Annotated in this window: 12 protein-coding genes; 5 read left to right on the top strand and 7 right to left on the bottom strand. The window is 64.1% G+C overall.

The window, feature by feature from the left end; all coding sequences use genetic code 11:
* Positions 1 to 75: 75 nt before the first annotated feature.
* From MHY23_RS02765 to MHY23_RS02740, 7 genes are all read right to left on the bottom strand, one after another.
* Positions 76 to 5,913: a DUF5979 domain-containing protein gene (locus tag MHY23_RS02765; protein ID WP_239306328.1), complete on the bottom strand. Its 5,838-nt coding sequence runs from the start codon at positions 5,911 to 5,913 to the stop codon at positions 76 to 78.
* A 305-nt stretch (positions 5,914 to 6,218) separates the two neighbouring features.
* Positions 6,219 to 7,118: a polyphosphate kinase 2 gene (gene ppk2, locus MHY23_RS02760; RefSeq protein WP_181192856.1), complete on the bottom strand. Its 900-nt coding sequence runs from the start codon at positions 7,116 to 7,118 to the stop codon at positions 6,219 to 6,221.
* Positions 7,119 to 7,224: 106 nt separating this feature from the next.
* Positions 7,225 to 7,374, bottom strand: a complete 150-nt coding sequence (locus MHY23_RS02755; RefSeq protein ID WP_239306327.1) for a hypothetical protein — start codon at positions 7,372 to 7,374, stop codon at positions 7,225 to 7,227.
* 45 nt (positions 7,375 to 7,419) lie between these two features.
* Positions 7,420 to 7,548 carry a hypothetical protein gene (locus MHY23_RS11905; RefSeq protein WP_255711455.1) on the bottom strand — a complete coding sequence of 43 codons (129 nt, stop codon included), beginning with the start codon at positions 7,546 to 7,548 and terminating at the stop codon, positions 7,420 to 7,422.
* 409 nt (positions 7,549 to 7,957) lie between these two features.
* Positions 7,958 to 9,595, bottom strand: coding sequence for a chaperonin GroEL (gene groL / locus MHY23_RS02750; protein ID WP_239306326.1), 1,638 nt, complete (start codon positions 9,593 to 9,595; stop codon positions 7,958 to 7,960).
* Between the two features lie 483 nt (positions 9,596 to 10,078).
* Entirely contained in the window at positions 10,079 to 10,579 is a 501-nt protein-coding gene (locus MHY23_RS02745; RefSeq protein ID WP_239306325.1) for a hypothetical protein, read from the bottom strand.
* A complete protein-coding gene (locus tag MHY23_RS02740) occupies positions 10,554 to 11,978 on the bottom strand; it encodes an AAA family ATPase (protein WP_239306324.1) in 1,425 nt (474 codons plus the stop codon). The genes MHY23_RS02745 and MHY23_RS02740 overlap by 26 nt, the downstream gene beginning before the upstream one ends.
* 79 nt (positions 11,979 to 12,057) lie before the next feature.
* Between MHY23_RS02740 and MHY23_RS02735 the strand changes: the two genes are divergently transcribed.
* From MHY23_RS02735 to MHY23_RS02715, 5 genes are all read left to right on the top strand, one after another.
* A complete protein-coding gene (locus MHY23_RS02735; protein ID WP_239306323.1) occupies positions 12,058 to 13,407 on the top strand; it encodes a dipeptidase in 1,350 nt (449 codons plus the stop codon).
* 166 nt (positions 13,408 to 13,573) lie between these two features.
* Positions 13,574 to 16,558 carry a Na+/H+ antiporter subunit A gene (locus tag MHY23_RS02730; protein WP_239306322.1) on the top strand — a complete coding sequence of 995 codons (2,985 nt, stop codon included), beginning with the start codon at positions 13,574 to 13,576 and terminating at the stop codon, positions 16,556 to 16,558.
* Positions 16,559 to 17,053: a Na(+)/H(+) antiporter subunit C gene (locus MHY23_RS02725; RefSeq protein ID WP_181889119.1), complete on the top strand. Its 495-nt coding sequence runs from the start codon at positions 16,559 to 16,561 to the stop codon at positions 17,051 to 17,053.
* On the top strand, positions 17,043 to 18,827 hold the full coding sequence (locus MHY23_RS02720; protein ID WP_239306321.1) for a Na+/H+ antiporter subunit D: 1,785 nt from the start codon (positions 17,043 to 17,045) through the stop codon (positions 18,825 to 18,827). Before MHY23_RS02725 ends, MHY23_RS02720 begins: the two co-directional genes overlap by 11 nt.
* Positions 18,827 to 19,339: a Na+/H+ antiporter subunit E gene (locus MHY23_RS02715; protein WP_239306320.1), complete on the top strand. Its 513-nt coding sequence runs from the start codon at positions 18,827 to 18,829 to the stop codon at positions 19,337 to 19,339. The genes MHY23_RS02720 and MHY23_RS02715 overlap by 1 nt, the downstream gene beginning before the upstream one ends.
* The last annotated feature ends 1 nt before the right edge of the window (position 19,340 follow it).

Raw genomic sequence — 19,340 nt, 5'->3', positions numbered from 1 at the left:
TGGAGTTGGTTTTCGGAATTACATGTGCCGGTTTAGGAAAGCCCGTACACCGTCCGCTTGTAGCGGGCGAATTTTCTACATCTCAACGAGCTCACCGCCTTCCGCGCGCTCGTCGCGGCGGCTCACCCGCCATGCGCCCCAGCCGAACAGCACCAGGCCGAGCAGCAGGAACAGCACCAGGGTCTGCTCGCCGGTTTCGGGGAGCAGCATGCTTAGCGACGCCGAAGGTTTCAACGCACCCTGCGCATCCGCCGCCTTGACCGTCTGGGTCGCCCCGCCAGCGTTCGCGGCGGCGGTGACGGTCACCGCGGCGTCGCCGTCGGACGGGTAGCGCCAGGTCTCGTTTGCGCTTGCTGGTATGGAGACGTTGAAGGTGCAGGAAAACTCCTCGCCGGCGGCCAGCTCGGTGGTCGGGCAGATGCTGTCCGGTACGGCGCCGTCGTCGCCGATGCGCGTAACCACCCCGCCGCGGGTGACGTCGAGGCCGGCGAGCGACGGGTCCGTCACCGTGAAATCCTTCAGCGGGAACTCGCCGGTGTTGGTCACGGTGTAGGTCATCTGCATGGAGGTGGCGTCGTGGCGCAGCAGCGTGGTGCCGAAGGCGTCGCCGGTGAGCTGGCCCAGCGGAGTGCCGTCGATAAGCTTCTGCACCTTCACGCCTGGGAAGGTGTTCTTCGCGGTGAGCGACCAGCGGTCCCCGGAGCGGGCGAGGTCTGTCGGGTCGGAGACCGGCTGCGCGGTGAACACCACCGAATCGGTGTCGCCCTCGAGCGGGGTGACCAATTCGCCGTTAGACACCACCTGGAACACGGACGCCGCGTCGGGGTTGCCGTCGTCGACCTCGTCAACGGCGCAGTCGCTGTCCACCGGCACGTCCGCGATGGTGTGCGTCTCGCCGGCGCGCACCTGGAACTCCTCGCTCTGCGACGAACACGACTGGTGGAATGTGAACGTGCCGGAGTTCGGGCCGGCGGCGGTCTTGGTAAATGCGACGTCGTAGTGGGCGCGCGGGTGGTAGATGTCCGCGCCGACGGTCAGCGCGGTCTCCGCCGACGGCAGGTTCGCCGCGGTGGCGAAGGTGTACGAGTACGCCTTGTCGGAGCCGTTCACCTCGTCCGGGGCGAGGTTGGACAGCGAGCCGGTAGGCAGCGCGGGCGAACCGCTCCCCCACGTGGCGTACTGCACCAGCGGGGTGCGTGCGCCGTCGGTCACCTCGAGCTGGCCGCGAGCGGCGAGCGCCGCGCTGCCGGTGAAGTCGAGAGTGCAGTTCGCCCCCACCGGCAGGTCCACGACTTGCCCGCTCGCCGGGGCCTCAAAGGTGCGGGGCATCTCCGAGCCGGACAGGGCAGTCAGCGGGAACTGCCGGGTCAACGAGGTAGTGGCGGGGTCGTCGCAACGCAGCTGCGCGGTGTAGCCCGCCTCATCCGCTCCGGCGAGGTAGCCGGAATTGAACACCGCCAGACGCACCGGGGTGGTGCGCCGCTCCACCTTGTTCACGAAGTGGAGGTCCGCAGGCGCGGTTTCACCCGGATTGGGGGCGTAGCCGCGCACGATCTTCTGCTCTGGGGCGATGGTCAGCGCCTCCGGCACATTCGCCGCATCCTGCTCGTTGAACGTGCACAGCGACCCGGCTGGAACCTTCGCCTCGCCGGAGACAAACGTGCCGTCGGTGAAGTCGCCCTTGCGGATACTTGCAGGAATGACGTAACCGTCCGCCGGGCGCAGCTTCTCCGGGATGAAGGAGGTCTCGCCCACCGAGCTGGTCTGATAGCCGATCGCCTTGCACTGCAGCGCGAAGTTGAACGTGTAGTCCTCCGGGATCTCGCTGAGGTTGCCCGCCGCTCCGGCGAGCTCCTTGCTCAGGCGCACCTCGGAGGTTTCGTACTCGTAATGGTTGTCCAGGCGGACGTGGTTCATCGCCGGGTCGTCCACGGTGAGGAACACCGGCGACGTGGTCGTGTCGTTGTCCAGCTTCTGGTCCGGGTAGGCGTTGCCGCCTTCGCGGTCCACAACCCAATCCACAAAGGCCGGGCGCAAGAACGCTTTCAGGTCGTCCTGCCCGTCGTTCATCGCCAGGGCGAGGGAGCCGAACTTGTCGCCGGTGAGTTGGCAGTCCGCGCCGACCGGCACGCCGTCAAACGTCGTGGAGCCCTCGCCCTTGATCGCGCCCGACTGCTGCTGGAGCACCGCGGTATCGCCCGTCTCCGGATCGCGGCAGACCAGACTAAACGCGTGGTTGTACAGCGATTCCTGCAGGTCCTTTCCCGCGTTGGCGTACTGCGCGCGGATCGCGTCGGTGGGCAAGATGGCGCGCTTGGTCAGTTCGATCGACGTCGTGCGGCGCTCATAGGTGTTGACGAACAGCAGCGTCACGCCCTTGGCGTCGTCCACGGTGAACTTCGCGGTGCCGCCGTCGGTGCGCGCGCCGTTGACGTCGATAGCTTTCCTCAGCGTGATGCCCACCGCCGTGGTGGTGTCGCCCTCCGTAATGGTGCAGGTCGAGCCGGCCGCGGCGCGGGTGCCGCCGGGAGCTTGGCCCTGCTGCACCGTCGTGGAAATGTTCGGTCCCGCGGTGCCGTCCGGGTTGGTGCACACCAGGTTGACCGGAAAGATGCGATTCGACTTGATCGCGCGGCGCGGCTCGGAGATGAGGTTGTTCGGGTCGTTGAAGACCACCTGCTTCGTACCGGCCACTGGTGCTTCGATGAAGTCGTACTCGTGGTGGACGTCCATCGTCGACTGCATGCCGATGACGAACTCGCCACCGTTGTCCACGGCGGTGATGTCCTCGGCGTCCGACGCGTAGAGGTACTCGGATGTCGCCTGGATCGGGTAGTCGCGCCCGTCCGCGGTGGTGCGGGTGGCGCTATCGCCGGTTTCCGTCAGCGTGCACGCCGTGCCCTGCGGCACCTGCGCGGCGGTAAACGCCCGTCTTTCTCCAGGCGCGAGGTCGAACGATTCGGTGAACCCGTTGTCGCAGTTCAGGGCATAGCTTAGCGACGACAACGCCAACGATTCGCGCCCACCCGTACGCAGACTCACGGTCAGGCCGTTGCCCGCGGGGCGGTACGTGTTGGTCACCGTGGCGGTGTTCTGCGCCGCGTCGACGCCGAGCTTCACGTCTTGCACGTCGGTGGAAAACAGGATGCCGCCGGCTACCTTCGGGGTCTCCTCGGCGAACGTGCAGGTGTTGCCGTACGGCACACCCATGGCGCCGTTCTGGTCGTTCGCGGCGGCGTCGTTGGCTGTCAGTGTGACCGTGCCGTCGGCGGCGACGGTGGCGCGGCCGGTCAGTTCCACCGCGCGCGACTGGCCCGCCACCGAGGTGGCGACGTTGCGCGAGCCACAGCGGAACGTAAAGGCGTACGACTGTGGCAGCGCGCCCTGCACCTGCGCGTCGACCACCTTGCGCAGCGAGACCGTCCCCAGCTTCGGGTCGAAGGTGTTCACCAGTGTCACTTGGTTGCGGTCCGTGCCGGAGACCACGCGGATCGTGGTCACAGGCTGCGTTTTCGCTTCCTCGTTGGTCAGTGTTGTCGCCTGGTCGCTCGCATCCGAGGCGCGCACCTTCGCCCCCTTGAACAGGGTGGTCGCGGTATCGCCCGGCAGGTCTTCCCAGACGGTGCAGGAGGCGGAGGCCGGGATGTCGTCGATACGCGCCTCGCCCTGGGAGCCGTTCAAGGTGGCGGTGCCCTCGGCGACGGTGCGTCCCTCCACCTGGCAGCGGTAGTGCACGGTGTAGCGCAACCGCTCCACGTCGGCGGCGCCGGCGGCTAGGCCGTTGACCTCGTTGCGGACGAACAACGGGAACGTCAGGTAGTCGTAGCTGGTGGTGAAGTGCAGTTCCGGGGTGGTGCCTTCACGCAGCGTGAAGTGGTAGGCGCCGGCTGCGTCCGGGGTTGCCGGTTGGCCCGCAAGCGTCGCGTCGCGGCTGATGAATTGGATGGTCTCGCGCTGCTTCTGCGTCAGGTCGGTCAGGGGCGCGATCGAGCAGTCGCGCTCGACCGGGATGCCGTCGAGCTTCGTGGCCGCCGAGGGTTTCGCGCTCGTGAGGTTCAGTTCAAACTCGCGCTTGACGTCCGTGCCCGCGCACACCAAGCGGAAGCGGTACGTGCCGCCGACTTTGCCGTCGGTAACCGGGTCGCCCACGATGGTCTTGCTGAAGTTGAGCGAACCGGCCCGGTACGAGTAGTTGTTGTTCGCACTCGCCGCGCCCACTGCCGTCGGGGCTGCGCCGGTGGTCGGCAGCACGACCGTCACAGGCGCCTTCGCGTCGCCTGCCACGCCTTTGTTCCACGACAGTTTCAGATCGGTGCCGGCTGGCGGCTGCGCCACACGCTCGGTGACGGTGCACGTGGTCCCCTGCGGCAGGTTGCCCACCGTGGAGATGGTGCCCGGCTCCACCACCGCGTCGCCTTCCAACTTGACGTCCGGGTACGCCTGCGCGAAGCCCTCCGGCGCACGGCACGCGTAGTGCAGGGTGTATTTCTGCAGCTTGATCTCGTCGAAACCCGCGGCGTTGCCGTCGACCGTCTTGCTCAAATCCAGCTTCGCCGGCTTGAACTTGGGTTCCCAACTCACGGTGCAGTTGAGTTTGTCGTTGTCCGGGCTATCCACTAGAAGCGTCGACGTCTCGCCCTGGTTAGTCAGCTTGTAGCTGGCCGGTACGGCGCCCGCGCGGATGGTCTCGGACGTCGCGCTGCCCCCGGAGGTGGTCAGCACGCACTTCCACACCGGGTTGTAGCGGTTCGGGGCATTGCTTAACGACGACCGAAACCCCAACGTATCCTCCGGCACACCGTTAACATCCAGCGACCGCATGAGTGTTGCCGTGCCGCCTTCGGTGACCTTGATCGGCGATTCTTTGCCGGTCGCATTGTTGCGGGAGAAGGCCTCGTAGTTCGCCGTGGCCTTCGACTCGGCGCCGAGGAAGTAGTTCTCGGCATCCTTATTCACCGTGGCCAGGGCATCCTTGTTGGCAAACTCGACACGGCTTAAGCCGATGCCGAGTGCGAACGCCTGCTGGCCAGATCCGCCGACGGAGCCGATAGCGATTTCCATCGACGACGGGCTGTTCACACCGACGATGAACCCGCCGTACGCTCTCGTCGACGCACGGTAGTCCGCGTCTTCCTGAACCCAGCAAATGAAATCGCGCTGCATCGACCCGGTTGTGCCCCACAGGCTGGCCTGCGGCTCAGCGCCGGGGCCGTAAATCGCCTTGCCGTTTTGCTTCGCGGTGCACGCGTCCTTGTAGCCGTCGGGGGTCAAACGCGTCGCAGGTGTCACTCCCTTGCTGTTCGGGCTGGTGTTGGATACGTCCAGGATCTCGCCCGGGGACGCGCCGGCGCCGGTGGATTCGGCGTCCGCCATGGCGAAGCGGTAGTTGCTCACGCGGTTGCCGGCGGCGTCGGTGATCGCGATGTTGCTGAAGGTGTAGCGGGCAAGGCCGCCACCGCGGATGGCGACGACATCGTTCGCCGTGGCCGAGCTCTGGCGCTCGAAGAAGCCGGTGCCGGTCTTACCAAATGCGGATTGATCCCACGGGGATTTCGTCGCCGCCTCTTTGACGGTCGTGCCCCTGGACTCGAGCTTCACGTCGAACTTCAGCGTGTAGTCGCCGACCTTTTTGGTTAGCGTCGCTGTGCCGCCATTCGTGGTCGGCAGGCCGGTCAGGTCGAGCCAGCAAATCTGGTTCGCCCAGTTCTCCGCCACCCCGGTGCCCGCGCGGAACGAGCAGTTGCCAAAATTCACGCCGTCGGCGGTGGCCGCGGTCGACTGTGCCTGCGCCTCCTGCGAGCCCGGGTACACCGTCGCGGCGACGGTAAGCACCGCCGCGAGTGCGAGCGCAGCCCACACCACCACCGCACGGCGTGCGCGGGTGGCAAAGGTGGGGCGGGCGCATTGAGTCATAGATCCTCGGCTCGACAGAATATAGATGACACACCACCTATCTGGTTGTGACGGCCAAATGTTACGCCCGGGAGCCCGAGAAATAAACAGATCTTTTCCCGGCCTAAAAGTTGGACATCCTTCTTACCTGCGGTTTTCACACAGGAATTACCCAGGCTTCCCCATATCCGCACGTCGCCCGCGGCCATGATGCCCGAACATGTTTCACTGCGAACCATCGGGGCGGTCGGTGATTTTCATCACGCCAAACGGCCACGACCCCCGGCACCGTGGGGTGCAGGGGGTCGTCGTCAAGCGAAGTGCCCCTAGTCGCCGATCTGGTCGCGGCCGCGCTTCACAATGAGCGGATCCGGCTCGCCGACAACCTCGTGGTCCTTGTTCGTGTACTCGAACTTGCTCAAGATGTAGCGCATCGCGTTGAGGCGGGCGCGCTTCTTGTCGTTGGACTTGATGGTGATCCACGGCGACTCGTCAGTGTCCGTGTAGCGGAACTGCTCTTCCTTGGCGCGGGTGTAGTCCTCCCACTTGTCCAGGGACGCCAGGTCCATCGGCGAGAGCTTCCACTGGCGCACCGGGTCCACCTGGCGGATGGCGAAGCGGGTGCGCTGCTCCTTCTGGGTCACGGAGAACCAGAACTTGGTCAGGGAGATGCCGGAGCCGAGGATCATATTCTCCAGCATCGGCACCTCGCGCAGGAACTCGGCGTGCTGGGACTCGGTGCAGAAGCCCATGACGCGCTCCACGCCGGAGCGGTTGTACCAGGAGCGGTCGAAGAAGACGATCTCGCCGGCGGCCGGGAAGTGCTCGATGTAACGCTGGAAGTACCAGGAGGTGGACTCCCGCGGCGACGGCTTCTCCAGCGCCACGGTGCGCGCACCACGCGGGTTGAGGTGCTCGTTGAAGCGCTTGATCGTGCCGCCCTTGCCGGCGGCGTCACGGCCCTCGAAGAGGATGATGTGGCGCTGGCCGGTGTCCTTGGTCCAGTTCTGCCACTTCAGCAGCTCGATCTGCAGGGCGCGCTTTTCCTTCTCGTAGTCGTCGCGGGAAAGACGCTCGTCGTAGGGGTAGTTCTCGCGCCACGTCTGGATGGCGGTGCCGTCCGGCATGAGCAGGACCGGGTCGTCCTCGTCGGTGTCGTCCACAACCCAGCCCTCGGTCTGGGCGAGGTCGATCATCGGCAGTTCGTCGTCTTTGTTGTCAGCCATGTTCTTCAGTCTATTCGGCGCGGGCGCGGTGTGCCGGAGAAGTATGCGGGAATGCAAAAAGGCCCCGCCGCTTTGCGACGGGACCTTCGGCTAGTGCGCGTTACAGTTACGCGACCAAGCCGATCAGCTCAGCGATGTTGCCAGCCAGCTTGCCCAGCTCGCGAAGCAGGTCGAGCAGAGCGCCCGGAACCTGGGTGACGCCGTTGGCGCCGTTACCGGAGGAAAGTGCAACCCAGTTGGTCAATGCGTTGTCCATGATGATTCTCCTTTAAAGAAAGTTTGTGTTGAGTGAGGTGAAGGCTTACGCGGAGACCTTGTCAGCGAAGTTCTTGATGGTCTTCGGGGTGTTCTGGAACAGATCAGCCAGGTTGGTGGCGAAGGTCTTGAAGGTCTTCAGCTGCTTCTGGATGAACTTGAGATCGAAAGGCATTGATTTCCCCTTTTCGATAGGTGCCAGTGTGTGTCTGGCAAATCTTGACAGGTACTGACACCCGGTGGGCGTCACAGGAGGAATTTTGCCACATCGACCAGCTACGTCAAGCGCATTCTCAAAATAGGATTTGCACCACACAGGCAGCTTTAAGCTGGTATGCGTTCACCGAAACGTAACCTTTTCGCGACCGGGCCGATAACCTGCCCTGACCGAAACCGGAAAGTGAACACCAATTGAATTGGTGGCAGAACGTGTAACTCATTCGGCCGCAAGGACGATCTGTACACGCCCAAAACTGCCGTCCGCCTGTGACGTTTTACACCAATACGGGGGTGGGGCGGAGCTGACGTCGATAAGCATGAAAAAGCGCGCCCCGAAGGACGCGCTTTCATCGGCTAAGACTGATTTACATCATGCCCATAGCTTCCGGGTCCATGCCCGGGTTTGCGCCAGCCGGCTCCGGCTTATCAGCCACGACAGCCTCGGTGGTGAGGAACAGCGCGGCGATGGACGCGGCGTTCTGGAGCGCAGAACGGGTCACCTTCGCCGGGTCGGCGATGCCGCTGGCCAGCATGTCCACGTACTCGCCGGTGGCGGCGTTGAGACCTTCGCCGTCCGGAAGGTTGGCAACCTTGTCGGCCACCACGCCCGGCTCCAGGCCAGCGTTCAGCGCGATCTGCTTCAGCGGCGCGGACAGGGCCTCGCGGACGATCTTCACGCCGGTGGCCTCGTCGCCCTCCAGGCCGAGGTCGTCGGCGAGCTCGTTGGCGGCCTGCAGCAAGGCCACGCCACCGCCGGCAACGATGCCCTCCTCAACGGCAGCCTTCGCGTTGCGCACAGCATCCTCGATGCGCAGCTTCTGCTCCTTCAGCTCCACCTCGGTGGCGGCGCCGACCTTGATCACCGCAACGCCGCCGGCCAGCTTGGCCAGGCGCTCCTGCAGCTTCTCGCGGTCGTACTCGGAGTCGGAGTTGTCGATCTCGGCGCGGATCTGCTTCACGCGGCCATCGATCTGCGCCTGGTCGCCGGCGCCCTGGACGATGGTGGTTTCGTCCTTGGTCACCACAACCTTGCGGGCCTGGCCGAGCAGCTCGATGCCGGCGGTCTCCAGGGACAGGCCGACCTCCTCGGAGATGACCTGGCCACCGGTGAGGATGGCCAGATCCTGCAGCATTGCCTTGCGACGGTCACCGAAGCCCGGCGCCTTCACCGCCACAGACTTGAAGGTGCCGCGGATCTTGTTCACCACGAGGGTGGACAAGGCCTCGCCCTCGACGTCCTCGGCGACGATCAGCAGCGGCTTGCCGGACTGCATGACCTGCTCCAGCACCGGCACAAGCTCCTTGACGTTGGAGATCTTGCCGGAGACCAGCAGGATGTACGGGTCCTCAAGCACTGCCTCGCCGCGCTCCATGTCGGTGGCGAAGTATGCCGAGATGAAGCCCTTGTCAAAGCGCATGCCCTCGGTGACCTCGAGGTCCACGCCGAAGGTGTTGGACTCCTCAACCGTGATCACGGATTCCTTGTTCACGGCACCGTTGCCCACGGCGTACATCGCCTCAGCGATCTTCTTGCCGATCTCCGGGTCGGACGCGGAAATACCGGCGGTGGAAGCGATCTCCTCCTGGGTCTCAACTTCCTTGGCCTGGTCCAGCAGGTACTTGGACACCTTGTCGGTGGCGGCCTGAATGCCGCGCTTGATGCCCATCGGGTTGGAGCCAGCCGCGACGTTGCGCAGACCCTCGCGCACGAGCGCCTGGGCGAGCACGGTAGCGGTGGTGGTGCCGTCGCCGGCGACGTCGTCAGTCTTCTTGGCAACTTCCTTGACCAGCTCGGCGCCGATCTTCTCGTACGGGTCCTCGAGGTCGATCTCCTTGGCGATGGTCACGCCGTCATTGGTGATCGTCGGGGCGCCCCAGGACTTCTCCAGCACCACGTTGCGGCCCTTTGGGCCCAGCGTGACCTTCACGGCGTCAGCCAGGGTGTTCAGGCCGTTTTCGAGGCTGCGACGTGCTTCCTCGTCGAATGCAATCATCTTTGCCATGCGAGTGTGTCACTCCTTATATATAGGCGTTCATGGACGATCACTCAGGTCGTCGGTGCAAGCAGGCGCCCGCGACGGCACGGCTGACGAGTGGTCTCAGCCTCACCCGCTTTTGTTCGTTTATTGGCACTCGGCTTGCGTGAGTGCCAGCCACATTTTTAGCACTCGACAGGGTTGAGTGCAAGGAGCGCAAGGGGTGGGGTGTCGGGCTGAGGCAAGGATGCTTACCGGCGCTGCAGGATGACGGGTGAGTATGCTTACCGGTTCGAGGATGCTTACTGCAGGATGCTTACTTCTCGAGTAGCGCGGGCTGGCACGCCAAGGGTTACTCGAGAAGTAAGCACCCTTGGGTAAGCATCCTGGGGTAAGCATTTGCCGCCGAACCGGCCCCGCCAACGCTGCTAGCGTGGTGCGACACGCGGGCCGACCGCACCGCACTTGTCCCCGCAGTTCGAACCTCGTTGACGCCGGCATTCCGCCGACTCATCGACGGAAGCGAGCGTAGGGCACAGAGTCTCTCCTCCTGAGCACTAAAAAATCTTTAGGTTCTAAATTTCTGCGAAGCGAATCCTTACCACCGTTGTTTGAAAGCAGCACATAGCGTCGCTCATAAGTAGCCAAATCAACAGGTTCAAGCACAAAGTGACGGATAATGGCGACCAAGTAATCCAACACTGCTCCAGCCCCCCGTAGCTGATCTGCGACGTGGTTGTGGTTTGGGTTGCGCGACTTCAGCTCAATAAACGTGATTCTGCAATTCAAAAAATCAATAAGAGCATAATCTGCCCTCCTGCCGTACGGGTCCCCTGAAACAAAACCTTTAGGATCCAACAGATCCGTTTTTATCAAAACCGAGCCCTGGGGAATTCCCCTGACAATGACACAGTAAGACTCTTCAACCAGCTCGACCTCACCGGATCCTGTCACCTCGGAGAATGCTCTATCGATCAAAACGCTACTAATCGAGGTTGCTATCTGCTTCAACGTCTGCTCCCCATGCAACCATGTCCGATAATTCGTTTTGCGCTGAGATGACGTCATCGAACGTCGTTGGCTCAATCCCCTCTTTTGTCACCTCAACTTCAGAAACTGTGCCCGACGAAGGAAACGAGGTTGAATACACGTTTAGAGTTTCTGCGCGCAGCGCCATTTGCCGAGTGATCCCCTGCCCGCTCAAAGTCAGCTCAACCTCTTCAGGAGCATGTTCCCCGAGCTGAGAAAGTGAAACTAATGCGCTCAATTCCCTTACGATGTAGTCCGAATGTGTAGTAATCAAAATCTGTAAACCTTGATTGTGGACGAGCGCAAGTAGCCGGGCTAGCAAGCGTTGATTCTGAGGATGGAGATTCAATTCAGGTTCATCAATGATCAACACGTCGCCTTTCTTGGCGACACGCATAAGGTAGAACCACAGGTCGACTAGCGATCGAATTGTAGAGGATGATGCCGCGACAGGCAGCGAGACAGATTCTCCGACGTAATTCAATTGATTGCTGGACGCGTCGTACCCACCGCCAACAATCTGGTTCAAGAGGTTCTCGATTTCAGGACATGCCCGCAACAAGTCACTCGGTTGCTGCGGCAGATCTGGAAGGCTTCTAATGAAGTCTACATTCGCCCCCACTGCAGCAGGGTACCTCTGAACATGCTCCGAGACTAGTGCGGATCGATGCTCAGCGTCGGGCACCTCGGCGATAGCCTCAATCAAGTTGGAACGCGAATGATCCCACTCTCTTTGGAATATAACAACGCCTGTCCTCTCGGCACTGGAGATAAAGAGACCCGGAGCCACAAGCCGGAGCAACGTGGAGCCAACGCTCATTGTCACCCACAGCTTCACCGTTTCAGGGTCCGAGTCGGCGAATCCCTCCAATGCTTCGTAAACCAGGGTTTGATCTAGGTGGTCGTACCGCAAAGATAGAACTGGGGCAGACCGGCCACGATGGAACATGACTTCCAAGCCCTCTAGTGCGTTGAAATCGAGCACCTCGGCCGTTACCGTCACCTTCGCGTCTGCCAAAGTATCAGCCCCACCCCCAAAGGCCCTGTCGTAACGTTGAGAGAATGACTGCGAAATCGATTCGAGAATTGGGTTGATATAGTGCCGCAGCTCATCCATCCTCAGCCTCGCCTCACCGCCTCGATCAATTTGTTCTACTGCCGAGTTAATTACGTCGTCATCTCCACCAAGAAAGTTTCGGCGAACAAAGAGCGTCGGGATTCTACTCGCACGTTCAATCCGGCTCAACAACCCGAATACTGAATGAGCCAGATAGGTCTTACCCGTGTTGTTGCCTCCTGTAATCACTGTCAACCCCCGCAGCTCAATTTGAGCCTTACTTACAGGGCCTACAGATTCGAAATCAAATGCAAGGTTCGCCATGTTGCCTCCTACGCTCCGAGGATCCTGTCAAGTTTTCAATCATCGCCGAGACATTGCATCAATCTATACGATCGGGGACATGAAATCTTCTTGCTTCGCCTACACCCCCCAACGCGACCGCATCTTCAGCGACCTGTCCAAGCTGGTCTCCTTCAACTCGGTGCACTCCACGCCCGAGCTGGCGGACCAGCACGAGGACGCCTGCGCCTGGACAGTCAACGCCCTGGAGGGGCTGGGGCTGGACGTGACTCGTTACTCGACGGTGGATGACGCTGACACGATCGTCGCTAAGCGGGAGCCCAAAAACGGCGCACCCACGGTGCTGCTGTACTCCCACTACGACGTGGTCCCCGCGAACAACCCGGACGCCTGGACGAACAGCCCGTTCGAGCTGACGGAGCGAAACGGCCGTTGGTACGGCCGCGGCGCCGCGGACTGCAAGGGCAACCTGGCCATGCACCTGGAGGCGCTGCGCTTGCTGGAGGAAAACGGTGGCACTGACCTGGGGCTGAAGGTCGTGGTCGAGGGCTCCGAGGAGCTCGGCGGCAAGGACGGCCTGGGCAAGCTCATCGTGGAAAAGCCGGAGGTGTTCGAGGCGGACGCGATCCTCATCGCGGACTCCGGCAACGTTGCCGCAGGCGTGCCTACGCTGACCACCTCGCTGCGCGGCGGCGCGCAGGTGAAGGTCACCGTGGAGACGCTGGCGAACCAGGTCCACTCCGGCAGCTTCGGCGGCGGCGCCCCGGACGCCGCGCACGCGCTGGTGGTCATTGCGAACTCGCTTTTCGACGAGCACGGCCGCACCACCATCGACGGCGTGGACACCACCACGAAGTGGGACGGCGACGCTTACGACCGCGAATCCTTCCGCACCGACGCCACCGTGCTCGAGGGCGTGCAGCTGCTCGGCACCGCAGACGACGAGCCGGCCGACCTGGTGTGGGCGCGCCCGGCGGTGACCATGATCGGGTTTACCTCCACCCCTGTGGCCGAGGCGATGAACGCGGTGAACTCGCGGGCGGAGGCTCAGTTCAACCTGCGCGTGCCGGCCGGCCAGAGTGCCGCCGAGATCGCGCAGAAGATGGAGGAGCACATCAAGTCCCACACCCCGTGGGGCGCGAAAGTCGAGGTTGAGGTCAGCGGCGTCAACGAGCCCTTTGCGACGGATCCGTCAGCCGGCGCCGTTGCCGCGCTCGGCGAGTGCCTCAAGGAGGCCTACGGCGCCGGCAAGCTGTCCGTGGTCGGCTCCGGCGGCTCCATCCCGCTGACCATCACGCTGCAGAACACCTTCCCGGACGCGGAGATCGCACTCTACGGCGTGGAGGAGCCGATGTGCGGCATCCACGGCGTCGACGAATCCGTCGATCCGACGGAGATCGAGCGCATCGCGGTGGCGGAGGCGACTTTCCTTCAGCGCTACGGCAAGTAGCATCAAAAATCGCTACAGTGAATTTCTAACGGCCGCGCCACCCGTGTTGACGCGTAGATACCCAGCAGCTGCTGGAGTGAGTATTTTTGTGTGAACTCAATGAGCTGCCCCGCTTGAGGCGCGGCGTGCCTTGCACGCACACGACCAGAGGAGGGCTGCGCACCCCGTGCTGAAACTGCTCATCGCGCTCACCGCCGCCACGCTGGCCGCCCCTGTGCTCCTCCGCACGGTGGGCCGCGCCGCGTTCGGCTTTCTGGCGCTGGTGCCGCTGGGCGGGTTTATTTGGGTGGCTCGCCTGTTCGCCACCGGGGTATTCCGCGACGGCGGCGAGGTCAAGGCGGCGTTCACGTGGATGCCGTCCACAAACCTCAACTTGGAATTCCGCCTGGATGCGCTCGCGGGGCTGTTCAGTCTGATCATCCTGGGCATCGGCGCACTGGTGCTGTTTTATTGTTGGGGCTATTTCGACTCCAACCCGCGCCGCCTGGCCAAGTTCGGCTTCGAGCTGACGTTTTTCGCCACGGTCATGTACGGCCTGGTCATCGCCGACAACTTCCTGCTCATGTACGTGTTCTGGGAGTTGACGTCGGTGCTGTCGTACATGCTTGTCTCCTACTACGGCGAGCGCGCATCTTCTCGACGTGCCGCCATGCAGGCGCTGATGGTGACAACCCTCGGCGGGCTGGCCATGCTGGTGGGCATTAACCTGCTCGGCTTTAAGGCGCAGATTTGGAAGCTGTCGGACATCCCCCAGATCACCGACATTGAAAACACGCCGGCGATCTCCGCCGCCATCGTGCTAATCATGCTGGGCGCGCTGACCAAGTCCGCCCAGTCTCCCTGGCACTTCTGGCTGCCCGGCGCGATGGCCGCACCCACCCCGGTGTCCGCCTACCTGCACTCCGCGGCCATGGTGAAGGCCGGCATTTACCTGGTGGCGCGTCTGGCGCCGGACCTGTCCGCGGTGAACACCTGGCACCTGGTGGTGCTGTCCACCGGCGGGTTCACCATGCTGCTGGGCGGCTGGATGGCGCTGAAGCAGCGGGACCTGAAACTGATCTTGGCGTACGGCACCGTCAGCCAGCTGGGCTTTATCACCACCGTCATCGGCGTGGGCTCACGCGAGGCCACCATGGCGGGGTTGGCCATCACGTTCGCACACTCGCTGTTCAAGGCCACGCTGTTCATGGTCGTCGGCGCGATCGACCACACCACCGGCACCCGCGACATCCACGAGCTGTCCGGGCTGGGCCGAAAGCAGCCGCTTTTGGCCACGCTGGCGATCATCTCCGCCGCCTCCATGGCGGGCATCCCGCCGCTGTTCGGGTTCGTGGCGAAGGAGACGGCGCTGGACGCCATCCTGCACGAGGAACTGCTCACCGGCATGCCCGGCAAGATCACCCTCGTGGCGCTTGTGGCCGGCTCGATCCTCACCATGGCGTACTCCCTGTACTTCGTCTACGGCGCATTCGCCACCAAGAGCCAGCCGTGGGAGGACGGGCAATCCGAGGCGGTGCGCGAGATGCACGCCATCAGCCCAAAGCTGTGGCTCTCCCCCGCCGTGCTCACCGCCTGCACCGTGGCCTTCGGCGTGGCGCCGGCGGTGCTGTCGGCGCCGATCAACGAGTACCTCAACGTGCGCTTCCCGGACGTCGAGGGCTCGGAGCTTGCGCTGTGGCACGGGTTCACGGTGCCGCTGGCGCTGTCCGGCGTGATCATCTTCGCCGGCGCCATCATGTTCTGGCAGCGCGACGTGGTGGCTAAGGCGCAGTTCGAACGCCCCGCACTCGGCGACGCCAACGCGGTGTGGGACACCATCATGGACACGTTGCGCCGCTGGTCGCTGAAGCTGACGGCATCCACGCAGCGCGGCTCGTTGACCATCAACTTGGCCGTTATCTTCACCTTCCTGGCTGTGGTGCCGCTGGCCGCGCTGATCCTGGGCGAGTCCAACAACATCCGCATGCAGGTGTGGGACAACGTCTGGCAGGGCCTGGCCGTCACCGTCATGGCGGGCCTGGCGTTCTTCGCCGCCGTGCAGCGCAACCGCCTCTCCGGCGTAATCCTGGTGGGCCTGACCGGCTACTTCATGGCGTTGATCTTCGTGCTGCACGGTGCGCCGGACCTGGCGTTGACGCAGGCGCTGGTGGAGACCATCGTGATGGTGGTGTTCATGCTGGTGCTGCGCAAGATGCCCACGGAAACGGAGCAGCGCAACGAGGACAACCGCCTGCGCGCCTGGCTGGCCATCGGCACCGGCGTCTCCGTGGTCACGGTGGCGATGACGGCGATGTCCGCGCGCGTGGCGGAGCCGATTTCCAAGTACATGCCGGAGCTGGCCTACGAGATCGGCCACGGCCGCAACACCGTCAACGTGCTGCTGGTGGACCTGCGCGCGGCGGACACGTTCGGCGAGACGCTGGTGCTGGTGATCGCCGCCACCGGCATCGCCAGCCTGATCTTCGGCACCTTCCGCTTCGACCCGGAATCGCGTCGGCCCACCCTGTCCACAACCAAGGCGCGCTGGCTCGCCTCCGGCGTGGAGACGGAGACTGCGCAGAACCGCTCCATCCTGGTGGATGTGGTCACGCGCCTGCTCTTCCCGTCGATGATGCTGCTGTCGGCCTACTTCTTCTTCTCCGGCCACAACGCCCCGGGCGGCGGGTTCGCCGGCGGGCTTGTCGCGGCGCTTGCGCTGACGCTGCGGTACCTCGCGGGAGGACGTCGAGAAGCAGAAGAAACGCTTCCGGTGCACCCGGGCAAGGTGCTGGGCATCGGCATCATGTTCACCACCGCGGCCGCGGTCGCCCCGATGTTCTTCGGGATGCCGCCGCTGACCTCCTCGTACGCCGAGTTCGACGTGCCGCTGATCGGCGACGTGACGGTGCCGTCCGCGCTGATTTTCGACGCGGGCGTCTACATCATCGTCGTCGGGCTGATCATGCACGTGCTGGCCTCCATGGGCGCCTACCTGGACCGCGAGGAGGACACTCGAAAGCAGCGCGCCCGCGACCGCGCGCGCAAGCTGCAGGCCAAAAACGAGCAACGCCGCAGGCTCATGTCCAGGAACCGCAGAGCCCGTTACAACGAGCGCAGGGCGGCGGCGGCCAGCGGATCGTCCATAAGCAAACGCGAAAGGAGAGGCGAGTAAATGGAAGCGAACCTGTTCCTGCTCATCGGCTCCGGCGTGCTGATCGCGTGCGGCGTGTATCTGATGCTGGACAAGTCCATGACCCGCATGATCATGGGCGTGACCCTGATCGGCAACGGCGCCAACCTGCTGCTTCTGCAGTCCGGCGGGCCCGCCGGCTCCCCGCCGATCATCGGGCGCGACTCCAAAGCGGCCGCCGACAGCGCGGACCCGCTGGCGCAGGCGATGATCCTGACCGCGATTGTGATCTCCATGGCCATGGTCGGGTTCATGCTCGCCCTGGCCTACCGCCAGTACCGCTACCGCACCGACGACATCGTGGAGCGGGACGAGGAGGATCGCGCAATTGCCGCGCGGCCGAAGTCCGCCTCCCCGGACCGCGACAAGTCCGACGACGCGCAGACCGGCAAGGCCAGCCCCTCCGGCGACGAGTTCGGCCCCAAGCCGTTCGAGGACCCGGTGAAGGAAGTCAAGGGAGGCCACGATGCGAAATAGTTTCATGGCCTTCGCCGACTGGGTGCTGCCCGCGATGCCGTACATGATCGTTATGCCGATCATCCTGCCCGCGTTCGCCGCCGGGCTGATCGTGCTGTTCCGCGGCGTGAACCTGCAACGCTTCATCGCCCTGGGGACCCTGGCGGCGCTGACCGTGATCGCCGCGGTGATGATCATCGTCGCCGACACCCACGGCATCCAGACCGTGCAGATGGGCGGCTGGGACGCGCCGGTGGGCATCACGATGGTGGCGGACCGGCTGAGCTCGATCATGCTGTTCGTCTCCTCCATCGTGCTGTTCGCGGTGATGTGGTACGGCATCTCGCAGGGGCTTCGCGACGGCGACGACGACGACCCAGTCGCCGTCTTCCTGCCCACCTACATGCTGCTCAGCATGGGCGTGAACCTGTCCTTCCTCGCCGGCGACCTGTTCAACCTCTACGTCGGCTTCGAGGTGTTCCTGGTGGCCTCCTACGTGCTGCTCACCCTGGGCGCGTCCCCGCAGCGCGTGCGCGCCGGCATCGGCTACGTCATGGTCTCCATGGCGTCGTCCATGGTCTTCCTGTTCGCCCTCGCGCTGGTGTACGCGTCGGTGGGCACCGTGAACATGGCGCAGGCCGGCATCCGCATGGAGGAGCTGCCCAACGGCACCCGCGCCGCCATCTTCGCCACCTTCATCGTGGCCTTCGGCATCAAGGCGGCGATCTTCCCGCTGGACGCGTGGCTGCCGGACTCCTACCCCACCGCTGCCTCCATCGTCACCGCCGTGTTCGCCGGGCTGTTGACCAAGGTGGGCGTCTACGCGTTTATCCGCGTGCGCTCCACCGTGTTCACCGACGGCGCCCTAGATTCCACGCTGATGGTCATTGCGCTTTTGACCATGATCGTGGGTGTGATGGGCGCGATCGCCCAAAACGACATCAAGCGTCTGATGTCCTTTACCCTGGTCAGCCACATCGGCTACATGATCTTCGGCGTCGCCCTCGGTTCCGTTGCCGGCCTGTCCGGCGCCATCTTCTACGCGGTGCACCACATTCTGGTGCAGACCTCTCTGTTCCTAGTGGTGGGCCTGGTGGAGCGCCAGGCCGGCTCCGCGCAGCTGCGCCGGCTCGGCTCGCTGCTCTACACCGCGCCCGTGATTGCGCTGCTCTACTTTATCCCCGCGCTCAACCTGGGCGGCATCCCGCCACTGTCGGGCTTCCTGGGCAAAGTCATGCTCATCCAGGCCGGCGCGGAGGACGGCTCCTGGCTGGCGTGGGTGCTCATCGGCGGCGCGGTGATCACCTCGCTGCTCACCCTGTACGCCATGATGAACGTCTGGTCCAAGGGGTTCTTGCGCGACCGGGCCGACGCCCCCGAAGGCGACGTCGTCCTGGCGCGCCCGGCCAACCTTGCCGCGCGCGACGAAACCGTCTCCTCCGGCGACCGCGACGACGTCGGCCGCGTGCCCACCGGCATGCTTTTGTCGACCGCGTTCTTGGTGCTTGCGTCGACAAGCATCACGTTCCTCGCTGGCCCGATCTCCAACATCACGGACCGCGCCGCGCAATCCGCCCAGGATCTGTCCATCTACAGAAGCGCCGTGCTTATCGACGACCCTTCGGCCCCCACACGCAACCTCGACGCCTTCCGCGAACAGACCGGCGCCGGCGGCGGCCGGGACTCTCTGGAACACAGGGACTCGTCCCGCCCCGCCGGGCCCACCAGCACCGGTGTGACCACCGAGGTCGTGCCGGAGCCCGTGGACGCTGAATCGAACGAGGTGACCCGCTAATGCTCCAAGGAGTCGCCCACCGCTTCCGCCCGCTGACCGTGGCGTGGCTGACGTTCATGTGGATCCTGCTGATGGGCCAGCTCAGCTGGGGCAACCTCGTCGCCGGGCTGGGCCTGGGGTTGCTCATCGTGCTGGCGCTGCCGCTGCCGCCGGTGCCGCGCAGCGGCAACCGGGTGAACTGGCTGAAGCTCGCCGCGTTCATGTTCGAGTGGTTCTTCGACCTGCTCGTGGCGTCCGCGAAGGTGGCGTGGCTGTCGCTGCGCCGCGCGCCGCAGCCGCGCAACGCCGTGCTGCGCGTGCCCATGCGCCTGAGCAACGAGCTGGTGTTGTACCTGGCCACCTGCGCCTACAACCTGCAGCCCGGCGGCACCGTCACCGACATCGACCTGGCCAACCGCGAATGGACCATCCACGTCCTCGACGCCGAAGGCGACGCCGCCATCGCCCGCGAAATCGCCAACGTGCAGAAACTGGAGCGCCAAATGATCGCCATCTTCGAAGGAGGCCGCTGAC

The organism is Corynebacterium sp. ACRQP (assembly GCF_022345915.1).
Classification (GTDB): Bacteria; Actinomycetota; Actinomycetes; order Mycobacteriales; family Mycobacteriaceae; genus Corynebacterium; species Corynebacterium lehmanniae.
This window is presented reverse-complemented; position numbering and strand designations above follow the sequence as displayed.